The sequence below is a fragment of the Klebsiella oxytoca genome, assembly GCF_009707385.1.
GTDB classification, from domain to species: domain Bacteria; phylum Pseudomonadota; class Gammaproteobacteria; order Enterobacterales; family Enterobacteriaceae; genus Klebsiella; species Klebsiella oxytoca_C.
Genome location: NZ_CP046115.1, coordinates 805483 through 818042, shown reverse-complemented (window position 1 = coordinate 818042; position 12560 = coordinate 805483). Strand labels below are relative to the sequence as shown.

Below are 12560 nucleotides of genomic sequence, written 5' to 3'. Positions count from 1 at the left end.
TTATCCCACTACTCGAGCGCCCGCCGTGTCCAGCCGGCAAATATGAACGAAGCCTTCCTGATTTTGCAGATAGTGCGTAGCCAGCCAGTCGGCGACGCGCTGCGCGGTTTCCGGTTTATCGCATAGTGCGAACAGCGTTGGACCGGAACCGGAAATGCCGCACGCCTGCGCGCCAATTTCCATTGCTGCCTGACGCGCTTCGCTGAAGCCCGGCAGTAGTTTGGTACGATACGGTTCGGCAATCACATCTTTCATCAATTTCGCCGCCAGCTGAGGCTGACGGGAATAGCAGGCATGAATGAAGCCCGCCAGATGGCGACCGTGGGCAATACAATCCTGACGACGATACTGCGCCGGGAGGATTGCCCGCGCTTCCGCTGTTGAGACTTTAATCCCCGGATAGGCCAGCACCCACAACCACTCGTCGAAGGCCGGAATCTGCTGGCTAATGATGCCATTTTCCTCAAGCATCAGCTGTATGCCGCCCAGATAGCACGGAGCGACGTTATCGTAATGGATACTGCCGGAAATTCGCCCTTCCATCTCGCCCATCAGCGCCAGCATGCGGCCCTCATTGAGCGGCTTACCGCAGAACTCGTTCATCGCCACCAGCGCGGCGACCACGGAACAGGCGCTGGAGCCGAGGCCTGAGCCAATCGGCATGTTTTTTTCCAGCGTCATCGCCACCGGGACTTTTTTGCCAATTTCCTGGCAAAAACGCTCCCAGCATTGGTAGACGATATTTTCCTGTGGAGCCGTCGGCAGCTTGCTGGCGAAACGCCCCACGTTTTGCAGACTAAAGCTCTCCGCCGCTTCAACGGAGACGTTGTCCCCCAGCAATGTGCCGTCAACCGGCGTTACCGCTGCGCCCAGCACATCAAACCCGACGCTCATATTGGCACTGGAAGCCGGGGCATATACTTTGACCATCTTAAACTCCTAACTTCCATGACAGGGTACGCAGCAGGTCGGCGAAAACGCCGGCCGCCGTCACATCGTTCCCTGCGCCATAACCGCGCAGCACCAGCGGCAGCGGCTGATAATAGTGGCTGTAGAAAGCCAGCGCATTCTCGCCATTTTTCACTTTGAACAGCGGATCGTTTCCATCAACCGCAGCAATTTTTACGCGGCAGGTGCCATCCTCATCGATGTTACCAACATAACGCAACACTTTACCTTCATCGCGCGCTTTAGCGACCCGCGAGGCGAACTCATTATCCAGCGCAGGCAGGCGCGCCATGAAGCTGTCGACATCGCCGCTGGCATCAAAACCCGCCGGCAGCACCGGTTCGACGATGATGTCAGAAAGCTCCAGTTCACTTCCGGTTTCACGAGCCAGTATCAGCAGTTTACGGGCGACATCAACACCAGAAAGATCGTCGCGCGGATCCGGTTCGGTATAACCCATCTCTCGCGCCAGCTTCGTGGCGTCGGAGAAGCTCATCCCCTCATCAAGCTTGCCGAAAATAAAGGACAGCGAGCCGGAAAGAATTCCGGAGAAGTGCAGCAGTTCATCGCCCGCGTTCAGCAGATTTTGCAGGTTTTCGATAACCGGCAAGCCTGCGCCAACGTTGGTATCGTATAAAAACTTACGCCGTGAGCTGCTCGCGGCATGACGCAGCTGATGATAGTAATCCAGCGATGAGGTGTTAGCCTTTTTGTTCGGCGTCACCACGTGGAAGCCTTCGCGCAGGAAATCAGCATACTGATCGGCCACCGCCTGACTGGAAGTACAGTCGACAATCACCGGGTTCAGCAAATGGTACTCTTTCACCAGACGAATGAGTCTTCCCAGATTAAACGCCTCTTTGGCCTCAGCCAGCTCGTCGCGCCAGTTTTCGAGGTTCAGACCGTGTACGTTAGTAAGCAAAGCGCGAGAGTTAGCTACGCCGCAGACGCGCAGATCGATATGTTTACTCTTCAGCCAGCTCTGCTGGCGCTTGATCTGCTCAATCAGTGCGCCACCGACGCCACCGATGCCGATGACGAACACTTCAATTACCTGATCGGTATTAAACAGCATCTGGTGAGTCACGCGAACGCCAGTGGTTGCATCATCGTTGCTAACGACAACGGAGATAGAGCGCTCGGAAGAGCCCTGAGCAATAGCGACAATGTTAATATTGGCGCGCGCCAGCGCAGCGAAGAACTTGGCGGAAATCCCGCGCAGAGTCCGCATACCATCGCCGACGACGGAAATTATCGCCAGACGTTCCATTATCGACAGCGGCTCAAGCAGCCCCTCTTTCAGCTCCAGATAGAATTCATCTTCCATCACCCGCTTCGCCCGCGCGCAGTCGCTCTGCGGAACGCAGAAGCTGATGCTATATTCGGAAGAGGACTGGGTGATCAGCACTACAGAAATTCCCGCGCGCGACATGGTGGCAAATACGCGCGCCGCCATGCCAACCATCCCCTTCATCCCCGGCCCGGAGACGTTGAACATCGCCATATTATTAAGGTTAGAGATCCCCTTAACCGGCAGGTCGTCTTCATCGCGACTGGCGCCGATAAGCGTACCCGGAGCCTGCGGATTACCGGTATTCTTAATTAAACAGGGGATCTGGAACTGGGCGATTGGGGCGATAGTGCGCGGATGTAAAACTTTGGCGCCAAAGTAGGAAAGCTCCATTGCTTCCTGATAGGACATCGACTTCAACAGGCGGGCATCCGGCACCTGACGCGGATCGCAGGTGTAAACACCGTCAACGTCGGTCCAGATCTCACAGCAGTCGGCGCGCAGGCAGGCGGCCAGCACCGCTGCGGAGTAATCAGAACCGTTACGGCCCAGTACCACCAGTTCACCTTTTTCGTTACCGGCAGTGAAGCCCGCCATCAGCACCATATGATCGGCCGGGATCTGGCTGGCGGCGATGCGACGAGTCGATTCAGCGATATCCACGGTGGATTCAAGGTAATGGCCTACAGCGAGCAGCTTTTCCACCGGATTAATGACCGTAACGTTATGACCGCGCGCTTCCAGTAATCCAGCCATGATGGCGATAGAGAGTTTTTCTCCCCGGCAAATAAGCGAAGCGTTAACGCTATCCGGACACTGTCCAAGCAGGCTAATGCCGTGCAGGACGTGTTTAATTTGGGCAAATTCCTGCTCAACAAAAACTTTCAGCTGAGCGTGCGGAAAGCCCGGCTGTGCATCGGCGAGGCCTTGCAGAAGTTCGGCAAAAATGCGTTCAGCGTCGGTGATATTAGTCAGCGCATCCTGCCCGCCAATGGTTTTTTCGATCATGGCAACCAGGTGGTTAGTGATCTTCGCTGGGGCAGACAGTACGGTCGCTACCTGCCCCTGCCTGGCATTACTCTCCAGAATATCGGCAACTCGCAGAAAACGTTCTGCATTTGCCACTGATGTACCGCCGAACTTCAACACACGCATGGTTATGACCCCTTGATTTTTTATCGAAAAAAAAGCCCGCACTGTTCAGGTGCGGGCTTTTTTCTGTGTTTCCTGTACGCGTCAGCCCGCACCGTTACCTGTGGTAATAGTGGTGGTGGTGATAATCGTGGTGATCATGCCGATGCGATTCATGGATGTTGTGTACTCTGTAATTTTTATCTGTCTGTGTCCTGTGCCTATATTGGTTAAAGTATCTGTCGACTTAAGTCAACGAATTTCTACTTTTAGCCCGTATTTACGCACCTGGCTAATACGCCGTAGCAACCTGACAATCCATCGCCAACTTCGCAATTTAGCGCTATTTTTCAGTACATAAATCTATCTGATAAAAATATGCCAGGATTTTAATCTGGAAGGTTTTTTTCAATATCGTGCAGTAAACGATGCAGCATCGCAGTGTCCCGCTGCTGTAATAACCCAATTCTTTGCTGGAGCCAGTCGGTTAGTTTGCTATCGTCACCAACGCCAAGATGGTTAAGTAGAGCGACGGTTCGCTGGCGTAACGCCTGCAGCTGATTGTCATCCACCCCGGCGGATATTGCCGAAGTTTGCTGTAGCAGCGCTGACAGCTGATAACAGTACACCATCACCGACTGTCCCAGGTTCAGGGAGGGATAGTCAGCGACCATTTGCACGCCGCTCAGCACATCGGCAAGAGCCAGTTCTTCATTAGTCAGACCAGAATCCTCACGGCCAAACACCAGCGCGGCATGATTCATCCACTGCGCTTTTTCCTCCAGCAGCGGCAAAAGCTGCTGCGGCGTTGCGTAGTAGTGGAAACGCGCCCGGCTGCGGGCGGTTGTGGCAACGGTAAAATCTACGTCGTGCAGCGCCTGTTCTAACGTGGCATAGGTCTTAATATTATCGAGAATATCTCCAGAACCGTGCGCTACCCAGCGCGCAGCAGGCTGCAAATGAGCATCGCTATCGACGATACGCATATCGCTAAACCCCATGGTTTTCATGGCCCTGGCTGCCGCACCAACGTTTTCTGCCCGCGCAGGTGACACTAATACAATTGATAAACGCATTCGGCTTCTCTTCACTTTTCAGGCGGCGAAAATGACAACTGCCGCCATCATTTTACGCGTCGTAAATTTACAAATTTGCAACAAAAATCACTAAATTTGAGCTTTATCACCCATAAAAAAAACTAAACTATTCCCAAGGCACCATGACACAGAGTATGTTAACAGAACAGCTTTATCCGTATGTTTGGCAATGAGATTTAGGCTAGAGTCCGTTTTAAAGCTTTGGATTCACCAAATTTATTATTTTCTCAGTGCAACTAATTGAGCGATGTATGAATTGTGACGATGAATCCCGTGTAGATGCAATGATTTCACATGACTGTTAACGTGCTACAATTGAACTTGATATATGTCAACGAAGCGTAGTTTTATTGGGTGTCATGCCTCACTTAGCCTGTTATGTTGCTGTTAAAATGGTTAGGATGACAACCGTTTTTGACACCGTCGGGTCCAGAGGGAAAGTACCCACGACCAAGCTAATGATGTTGTTGACGTTGATGGAAAGTGCATCAAGAACGCAATTACGTACTTTAGTCATGTTACGCCGGGCATGTTAATTTGCGACATGCATCAGGCAGGTCAGGGACTTTGGTACTTCCTGTTTCGATTTAGTTGGCAATTTAGGTAGCAAACATGCAGACCCCGCACATTCTTATCGTTGAAGACGAGTTGGTAACACGCAACACGTTAAAAAGTATTTTCGAAGCAGAAGGTTATGATGTATTCGAAGCGACCGATGGCGCGGAAATGCATCAGATCCTGTCTGAAAATGATATCAACCTGGTAATCATGGATATCAACCTGCCAGGTAAAAATGGTCTCCTGCTGGCACGCGAACTGCGTGAGCAGGCGGACGTCGCGCTAATGTTCCTCACCGGCCGCGATAACGAAGTGGATAAGATCCTCGGCCTCGAAATCGGCGCCGATGACTATATCACTAAACCGTTCAACCCACGTGAACTGACGATTCGCGCACGCAACCTGCTCTCTCGTACCATGAATTTGGGTACCCCGAGTGAAGAGCGCCGCAGCGTAGAAAGCTATAAGTTCAACGGCTGGGAGCTGGATATCAATAGCCGTTCGCTGGTAAGCCCAAATGGTGAGCAGTACAAGCTGCCGCGCAGTGAATTTCGCGCCATGCTGCACTTCTGCGAAAACCCGGGCAAAATCCAGTCACGTGCAGAATTGCTGAAGAAAATGACCGGCCGTGAGCTTAAGCCGCACGACCGTACCGTGGACGTAACCATTCGTCGCATTCGTAAGCATTTTGAGTCCACGCCGGATACCCCGGAAATTATCGCCACTATCCATGGCGAGGGGTACCGCTTCTGTGGCGATCTGCAGGAATAACCCCGTTTTTCCTGTAGTCATAACGTAAAAACGGCGCTATACGCGCCGTTTTTTTATTTCCAGATTCGCAGCTTATCGCCATCATCGTCGCCATCGGGCTGCTTCTCTTTTGGCTTCGGGAGAGATATCGCGTACCAGTCAACGCGACGCGTCAGGAACATCAGCGCGCTGAGCGCCAACAGCAGCACTCCGGTTCCCAGGAGCAGCGCGCTATCTTCCGAACGTAATAGCATCCACATAACGCCATCCAGCAGCAGCAATGCGCAGACAAAAAGGAAACTGTTACGCCATCCCTTCAGCACCGCGTGCAGATAAACGCCGTTGATCAGCGCTCCTATCAGGCTGGCAACAATCCAGGATGGCGTAAAGCCAATATGCTCGGACAGGGCCAGTAATATCAGATAGAACATCACCAGCGATAAACCAACCAGCAGATACTGCATCGGGTGTAAACGGCATTGAGTCAGACTTTCGAAAACGAAAAATGCCATAAACGTAAGAGAGATCAATAGAATGGCATACTTTGTCGCACGATCGGTCAACTGATACTGATCGGCAGGAGTCGTGACGTTAACGTTGAAAGCAGGCAGCTGACGCCACTCAATTTCGCGAGCGTCCATAAAAAACCGGGCCATATTGTTCGCAAACCAGCTACTCTGCCAGTGGGCACTATAACCTGATGGGGAAACTTCACGCTTAACCGGAAGAAAATCCCCCAGAAAACCAGGATGCGCCCAGTTGCTTACCAGCTGTAATTCACTATTGCGTCCGAGCGGCACAACTGAGAAGCTCCCGGTTCCGTTCAGGTTGAGTGTGAATTCAACATCCAGCGTCTTTTGTTGAGGCGTTAACAACGGCATTGGCATATGAATTCCCTCTCCGCTGCCGCTGATACCGATCCCGGGCTCCACTGGCAGTGACTCACCGGCAATTTTAGGTGCAATAATAGTACCAATCCCTCGTGCATCGCTAACGCCGACCACCATAACCGGCTTACCTAACGTAATATTATTTTTTTTGAGATCAGCCAGACGGGAAACATCAAATTGCGCCTTAATCTCAAGATCGTTGTGCCAGATTTGGCCTTCATAAATGCCTATTTTTCTGGATTCAACGTTCTGTTTTCCGGTTACCACCAGCGATTCAGGTAACCAGTAATGCAACCAGTGACGTTCATATGTCACCTCTTTTTTATCCTCAATGCGGGTCAATACCTCGGTCACCGGAATCGCAATCAGCGGTCCGGTCAATTTCTGCGATCCGCTGGTGCTGCTCTCCAGCGCATCAACAACATCGCTGCGATAATCAGCGCGTTCAACGATCAGCTGGCGAACAATCATCAGCGGGATAGACAACAATAAAATGCATCCCAGCAGGGTGAACATTTTCCAGAATAGTGGTGATTTCAACATAGCCCTCTCCTTAGTGATGCGTTCACCTTAGAGAGGCTATGTGGGGAGAGTTTGAAGCTATGTGAAGTGAGCGTGAAGTATCAGCAAAGCGCTGGCACCCCCTGCTGAACGATTAATCAGCTGGATATCCCCCTGATGCAGGCGCGCAACTTCACGTACAAAAGCCAGCCCGAGACCGCTGCTTTTATGGCCATTTTCACGCGGCAGAGAATAGAAACGCTCGAAAATACGCCCCAGAGCATAATCGGGAATCCCGCTTCCCGTATCGCTGACGGTTAACAGCACGCCACCATTGTGTTCTTCCGCTGCAAGCTGGATCTCTCCTCCTGAAGGAGTGAAATCGATAGCATTATCCAGAAGATTACCCAGCGCCTGCGCCAGAAGTTCACGATCGCCCTCCACCTTCAGAGACGTTTCTTGATAACGCAGAGTGAGAGCTTTTGCCGCCAGAGCTATCTCACGCTCTTCGGCCAGACGGTGAAAAAGTTCAGCGACAGAAACCGGATGCCAGGCGATCTCCAGCCGATTCTCCAGGCGGGCCTGCTGAAGTAAATTTTCCACCACTGACTGCATCCGCGCGTTCTGCGCCAGAATATTCCGGGTAAAACGCGCAGCAACCTCAGGCGGAGGAGATTCCTGAAGAATTTCTGCCGCGCCGCGAACCGCCGCCAGCGGACTTTTTAGTTCATGGGTCAGCGCATAAACATAGTTTTCAATCGCATTTTTACCTTCGAGCTTGAGACGCATGCTCTCCAGCGCTAACGCCAGCTTGCTCAGTTCGCTGCTGCCAACACTCGGCAACGGGACCGGGCGGTCTGCGGTCACGGAGTCGGCGTAGCGAACCAGCTTGCCGATAGAGAAATTAATCCACCACACCATTCCAGCGCCGATCAAGAGCGCGATTCCCAGCAGCGCCCCGCCAGCCCACAGGATACGCCGCTCGCTGCGCTTGATTACCGGCGCCATGGCCAGATTGGGTTTTCCAACGCTTAACACGCCAATAATCCGACCGTTGTCGGTCACCGGCGCGGCTATATACATAACCGAGCTATTATCGTCGTTCGGATCGCTACGCGTACTGCGCGCCCCGTATTGCCCGCGCAGAGTAAGCCAGACATCATTCCAGCGCGAGTAGTCCTTGCCCAGCGCTTTGCCGGAAGAATCAAACACCACCCTGCCCTGCGCATCGGTCATGTAGACGTGATATTCATTGCGCACTTTATTAATTCCGGCAATGTTGGCGTTGATCGGCTGATGATGCAGCGTTTGAAAGGCCTGGGCCAGGCGTCCATGCTGCGGGTCGACGGAAAGCAAATCCTCGCGGGCCAGTTCGGCAAGCAGGGTGGCGGTATCAATCAGCGTACCTTCCGTCGCGCGCCGCACGCCGGGTTTGATCTCCTGAACGAAGATAGAAAGCACAAACCAGGCGGCTATTGCCACAATCAAAAAGTAGCCCAGCAGCAGCCGCATACCGATGCGCATCAGAAGCCTCCGAGGCTGTATCCCATTCCGCGATGCGTATTGATGGGAGAGATGTCAGGATTCACCTCTCGCAGCTTGGCGCGCAGGGTTTTGATATGAGTATCGACGGTGCGATCGTAACTCTCGTTCGCGTCGCCCCATACCTGCTCCATAAGCTGCTGACGGGAAAAAATGCGGCCGGGTGAGTGAATGAGCGTTTTTAATAATAAAAACTCATAGCGGGTCAGATTCAGGGGCTGGCCGCACCACGTTACCTGAGCCGCAGCATCATTCAACGTAAACTCCCCCACGCGCAGCAGCGTTGAAGGAGCGGCAAATTTCTGCAGCCGTCGCAGAACGGTACGAACCCTGGCGCAGACTTCCCGGGGAGAAAATGGCTTGGCAATATAATCATCAGCGCCGATTTCCAGGCCCAGCAGCTTGTCCACCTCTTCGCTGCGGGCCGTCAGGAACAGCACCGGCAGTGCCGGATAGCGCGCCAGCAGCCGACGACATAGCTCAAAACCGCTGATATCCGGCAACCCGACGTCGAGAATCGCCAGGTCGGGGACCTGATGATGGGCGGCGTCCAGCGCGGGAAGCCCACGCTCAAACGCCGTAACGATAAATCCTTCCTGTTGCAGCATATAGACGAGCGTGTCCGCAATGCTCAACTCATCTTCCACCAACCAGATCCGCGGTTGTTGCATCGGCGTTCCCTGTTATTTATTCCATGGCATAATCGGCACGGCGCTAATCGCATTTTTCGGCGAACCATCGACGATTTTATCCGAATAGGTGAGATAGACCAGAGCATTACGTTTTGCATCATAGAAACGCACGACCTGCAGCTTTTTAAATACCAGAGAGGTACGCTTCTGGAATACTACATCGCCCTGAGCTTTACCCTTTTTAATTTTGTCCGACAGCTCAATAGGCCCCACCTGCTGGCAGGAAATAGCGGCATCGGAGGTGTCTTCCGCCAGACCCAGGCCGCCTTTAATTCCCCCGGTTTTCGCCCGACTGATGTAGCAGGTGACGTTCTGGACATCCGGATCGTCAAAAGCCTCTACGACGATTTTATGATCCGGCCCAAGAAACTTGAACACGGTATCCACCGAGCCGATTTGTTCCGCCTGGGCCATCTGACAGCCGGCCATTAACAGTACTCCTGCCACTAACTTCTTGTATTTCATATTGTTACCATTATTAAAAATTTAGCTGAGTGATTATCACTTATTAAGAAGAAAAGTTTTATAGATCACCGATTTACAAAATTTCCACTGATATCTCCGGATATAATCGCATTTAAAGGCAAAAAAAACACTGAATGCTAAAACATCAAAAAATGCTATTATCCGCTACCTTTAGTATCAGGCACCTGAGTTTAAGGATGGGGATATTTTATGGATCAAGCAGGGATTATTCGCGATCTCCTTAGCTGGCTGGAAGGTCACCTGGATCAACCACTCTCACTGGATAATGTGGCCGCGAAGGCTGGCTATTCCAAGTGGCATCTGCAAAGAATGTTTAAGGACGTGACCGGCCATGCTATTGGTGCTTATATTCGCGCCCGTCGCTTGTCTAAGTCGGCAGTCGCCCTTCGCCTGACCGCACGTCCAATTCTCGATATTGCGCTGCAGTATCGCTTTGACTCTCAGCAGACTTTTACTCGCGCATTTAAAAAGCAGTTCTCGCTGACGCCGGCCCTTTACCGACGCTCTCCCGACTGGAGCTCTTACGGTATGCGCCCTCCGCTGCGTCTGGGCGAGTTCACCATGCCGCAGTATGAATTTGTCACCCTGGAGACCACTCAGCTGGTCGGCGTAACCCAGAGCTACAGCTGTAAGCTGGAGGAGATCTCCGATTTCCGTACTCAGATGCGTATGCAGTTCTGGCGTGACTTCCTCGCCAATACGCCATCGCTTCCTCCGACGCTGTACGGGCTGCATGAGCCGCGTCCAAGCCAGGATAAAGACGATGAGCAAGAAGTGTTCTACACCACTGCGCTGACGCCTGAGCTGGCTAACGGTCACCTGCACAACTCCCATCCAGTTATTCTGGAAGGCGGCGAGTACGTGATGTTTACCTACGAAGGTTTAGGTACGGGTTTACAGGAATTTATCCTGACGGTTTACGGCACCTGCATGCCGATGCTCAACCTCACCCGCCGTAAGGGTCTGGATATTGAGCGTTTCTTTCCGGAAGATGAAAGCCGGAATCAGGAACCGCCAATTCAGCTACGCTGTGAGTACCTGATCCCGATTCGTCGTTAACGCTGTAGTTCATCCATCGCGGGGGCATCAAGATGCGACACATCCCCCGCGGTTTCTACGACCCAACCTGATGCCAGCCACGGGCTTTGCTGATAATCAACGCGGGAAATGGAACAGTTGCGCAGACGCAAGCGGCGCTCCGCCCAGGCTGGCAAACCAAGAATCGTGCTCACCAGACATCCCAGCGCCATCCCGTGGCTTACCAGCAGCGGTCGGCTCCCTGCGGGCAGCTCAAGACAGGACGTCAGCGCCGCGTGCATCCGCTCGCTCAGCTCCTGCATTGACTCCCCCTGCGGGATGCGCCCATCGGGCGTGCCGTTAACCAGCTGCCGACGCCAGCCCTCTTCTTCTTCGCTCAGCGAATCGATATGGCGCTTCTCCAGCACGCCCATATCCAGCTCACGCAAGCGTGAATCGGTCTGAACGCTGCACCCGCAGGCTTCAGCGATGATTTCCGCGGTACGGCGCGTGCGGCCTAAATCGCTGGAGATAATATGCGTAATCCCCAACGTTCTCGCGCGCTCGCCAACCTGCCAGGCCTGGCGCTCACCGTGAGCGGTAAGCGGGCTATCGGACTGGCCCTGAATACGTCGCTCGGCGTTCCACTGCGTTTCACCGTGGCGAACAAGGTATACCTGTAACATGCTTTATTATCCGTTCTGAGCTCTTAACCATCCGGTTACAAGCATAGCAGCCTGCAACCACAATGATTTGGAGTATACTGCGATGATGTTTAGTAATTCTGAGTTGTTTTGATTATGCACCATGTTGTCTCAGCTACCACTAATCCCGCTAAAATTCAGGCAATTCTGCAGGCTTTTAACGAGATCTTCGGCGAAGGATCCTGCCACATTGAGTCCGTCGCCGTCGAGAGCGGCGTACCAGAACAGCCTTTCGGCAGCGACGAAACGCGCGCTGGCGCACGAAATCGCGTCGCAAACGCACGCCTCGCGCAGCCAAATGCGGACTTCTGGGTCGCTATTGAGGCCGGTATTGACGAAGGCAGCACTTTTAGCTGGGTAGTGATTGACGACGGTAGCCTGCGCGGCGAAGCGCGCTCGGCGACCCTGCCGCTACCGCCGGTTATTCTGGAAAAAGTCCAGGCTGGCGAAGCGCTGGGACCGGTGATGTCTCAGCATACCGGCATCGATGAAATTGGCCGCAAAGAGGGCGCCATCGGCGTATTCACCGGCGGAAAACTCACGCGCAGCAGCGTTTACCATCAGGCGGTTGTGCTGGCGCTAAGCCCGTTTCACAACGCTATTTATCGCCAGCGTTAAATAACGCCTGCTCCAGCCATAAACGCAGCTCCGGCGGCGCTGACTTCAGGCTATTCGAGCCGCGCGTAATCGTAGCAATTCCGGCGCCGAGTTCATTTTTCAGCTCGCGCTGGCTCATCTCACCGCGCAGCAGCTCTTCAATAATACGCACCCGCGTACCCAACGCCTCGCGCTCATCGGGCGTTAGCATCAGTTGTAAAAGCGGCAGATGTAAATCGTCGGCGTACGCCTGCTGCAAGAGCGCGACAAAACGCAGCCACTCCTGATGACGCTGTTCGGCTACCGCCGCTGAATAGGGGGATTGTTGGGTCATGTTACGCCACCTGTCGAATGTA

14 protein-coding genes and 1 other annotated feature are annotated in these 12560 nt (G+C 53.2%); of the genes, 3 read left to right on the top strand and 11 right to left on the bottom strand.

Translation table 11 applies throughout. From position 1 onward, the window contains the following. The 5 genes from thrB to yjjY form a co-directional block, all read right to left on the bottom strand. Entirely contained in the window at window positions 1-930 is a 930-nt protein-coding gene (thrB, locus tag GJ746_RS03890; RefSeq protein WP_154679009.1) for a homoserine kinase, read from the bottom strand. 1 nt (window position 931) lies between these two features. Further along, on the bottom strand, window positions 932-3394 hold the full coding sequence (gene thrA, locus GJ746_RS03885) for a bifunctional aspartate kinase/homoserine dehydrogenase I (protein ID WP_154679008.1): 2463 nt from the start codon (window positions 3392-3394) through the stop codon (window positions 932-934). A gap of 25 nt (window positions 3395-3419) precedes the next feature. Beyond that, window positions 3420-3540, bottom strand: a sequence feature (Thr leader region). Continuing rightward, window positions 3476-3547 carry a thr operon leader peptide gene (gene thrL / locus GJ746_RS03880; protein ID WP_154682637.1) on the bottom strand — a complete coding sequence of 24 codons (72 nt, stop codon included), beginning with the start codon at window positions 3545-3547 and terminating at the stop codon, window positions 3476-3478. Its footprint overlaps the feature before it by 65 nt. A 212-nt stretch (window positions 3548-3759) precedes the next feature. Then, window positions 3760-4446 carry a tRNA/rRNA methyltransferase gene (locus tag GJ746_RS03875; RefSeq protein WP_154679007.1) on the bottom strand — a complete coding sequence of 229 codons (687 nt, stop codon included), beginning with the start codon at window positions 4444-4446 and terminating at the stop codon, window positions 3760-3762. A 397-nt stretch (window positions 4447-4843) separates the two neighbouring features. Then, window positions 4844-4984 (bottom strand): protein YjjY, encoded by a 141-nt coding sequence (gene yjjY, locus GJ746_RS03870; protein WP_001622273.1) that lies wholly within the window; start codon window positions 4982-4984, stop codon window positions 4844-4846. Between the two features lie 95 nt (window positions 4985-5079). Between yjjY and arcA the strand changes: the two genes are divergently transcribed. Next, entirely contained in the window at window positions 5080-5796 is a 717-nt protein-coding gene (gene arcA, locus GJ746_RS03865) for a two-component system response regulator ArcA (RefSeq protein ID WP_004132265.1), read from the top strand. Window positions 5797-5849: 53 nt separating this feature from the next. Here arcA and creD read toward each other — a convergent pair whose 3' ends face one another. From creD to creA, 4 genes are read right to left on the bottom strand one after another with little or no spacing between them, the layout of a single operon-like run. After that, window positions 5850-7208 carry a cell envelope integrity protein CreD gene (gene creD, locus GJ746_RS03860; protein ID WP_195908794.1) on the bottom strand — a complete coding sequence of 453 codons (1359 nt, stop codon included), beginning with the start codon at window positions 7206-7208 and terminating at the stop codon, window positions 5850-5852. Window positions 7209-7265: 57 nt separating this feature from the next. Beyond that, a complete protein-coding gene (gene creC / locus GJ746_RS03855) occupies window positions 7266-8690 on the bottom strand; it encodes a two-component system sensor histidine kinase CreC (protein WP_154679006.1) in 1425 nt (474 codons plus the stop codon). Beyond that, a complete protein-coding gene (creB, locus tag GJ746_RS03850; protein WP_154679005.1) occupies window positions 8690-9379 on the bottom strand; it encodes a two-component system response regulator CreB in 690 nt (229 codons plus the stop codon). Before creB ends, creC begins: the two co-directional genes overlap by 1 nt. Before the next feature lie 12 nt (window positions 9380-9391). Then, window positions 9392-9865: a protein CreA gene (gene creA / locus GJ746_RS03845; protein WP_154679004.1), complete on the bottom strand. Its 474-nt coding sequence runs from the start codon at window positions 9863-9865 to the stop codon at window positions 9392-9394. 210 nt (window positions 9866-10075) lie between these two features. On the opposite strand from creA, the gene robA reads away from it, so the two are divergent. Next, window positions 10076-10945, top strand: coding sequence for an MDR efflux pump AcrAB transcriptional activator RobA (gene robA, locus GJ746_RS03840; RefSeq protein ID WP_154679003.1), 870 nt, complete (start codon window positions 10076-10078; stop codon window positions 10943-10945). Here the strand turns inward: robA and gpmB are convergent. After that, a complete protein-coding gene (gpmB, locus tag GJ746_RS03835; RefSeq protein ID WP_154679002.1) occupies window positions 10942-11589 on the bottom strand; it encodes a 2,3-diphosphoglycerate-dependent phosphoglycerate mutase GpmB in 648 nt (215 codons plus the stop codon). The genes robA and gpmB overlap by 4 nt on opposite strands. A gap of 114 nt (window positions 11590-11703) precedes the next feature. On the opposite strand from gpmB, the gene yjjX reads away from it, so the two are divergent. After that, the gene (gene yjjX, locus GJ746_RS03830; RefSeq protein ID WP_154679001.1) at window positions 11704-12225 is read left to right on the top strand and encodes an inosine/xanthosine triphosphatase; all 522 of its coding nucleotides are present in this window, start codon (window positions 11704-11706) and stop codon (window positions 12223-12225) included. On the opposite strand, the gene trpR is transcribed toward yjjX, so the two are convergent. Next, window positions 12206-12538: a trp operon repressor gene (trpR, locus tag GJ746_RS03825; protein ID WP_154679000.1), complete on the bottom strand. Its 333-nt coding sequence runs from the start codon at window positions 12536-12538 to the stop codon at window positions 12206-12208. The two genes, yjjX and trpR, sit on opposite strands and share 20 nt — an antisense overlap. Window positions 12539-12560: the final 22 nt, after the last annotated feature.

Excerpts from the sequence above, each read along its gene's own strand:
- creA (WP_154679004.1), bottom strand. The coding sequence starts at position 9,865 with ATGAAATACAAGAAGTTAGTGGCAGGAGTACTGTTAATGGCCGGCTGT.
- thrB (WP_154679009.1), bottom strand. The coding sequence starts at position 930 with ATGGTCAAAGTATATGCCCCGGCTTCCAGTGCCAATATGAGCGTCGGG.
- trpR (WP_154679000.1), bottom strand. The coding sequence starts at position 12,538 with ATGACCCAACAATCCCCCTATTCAGCGGCGGTAGCCGAACAGCGTCAT.
- creB (WP_154679005.1), bottom strand. The coding sequence starts at position 9,379 with ATGCAACAACCGCGGATCTGGTTGGTGGAAGATGAGTTGAGCATTGCG.
- GJ746_RS03875 (WP_154679007.1), bottom strand. The coding sequence starts at position 4,446 with ATGCGTTTATCAATTGTATTAGTGTCACCTGCGCGGGCAGAAAACGTT.
- thrA (WP_154679008.1), bottom strand. The coding sequence starts at position 3,394 with ATGCGTGTGTTGAAGTTCGGCGGTACATCAGTGGCAAATGCAGAACGT.
- gpmB (WP_154679002.1), bottom strand. The coding sequence starts at position 11,589 with ATGTTACAGGTATACCTTGTTCGCCACGGTGAAACGCAGTGGAACGCC.
- yjjY (WP_001622273.1), bottom strand. The coding sequence starts at position 4,984 with ATGACTAAAGTACGTAATTGCGTTCTTGATGCACTTTCCATCAACGTC.
- robA (WP_154679003.1), top strand. The coding sequence starts at position 10,076 with ATGGATCAAGCAGGGATTATTCGCGATCTCCTTAGCTGGCTGGAAGGT.
- yjjX (WP_154679001.1), top strand. The coding sequence starts at position 11,704 with ATGCACCATGTTGTCTCAGCTACCACTAATCCCGCTAAAATTCAGGCA.
- creC (WP_154679006.1), bottom strand. The coding sequence starts at position 8,690 with ATGCGCATCGGTATGCGGCTGCTGCTGGGCTACTTTTTGATTGTGGCA.
- creD (WP_195908794.1), bottom strand. The coding sequence starts at position 7,208 with ATGTTGAAATCACCACTATTCTGGAAAATGTTCACCCTGCTGGGATGC.
- arcA (WP_004132265.1), top strand. The coding sequence starts at position 5,080 with ATGCAGACCCCGCACATTCTTATCGTTGAAGACGAGTTGGTAACACGC.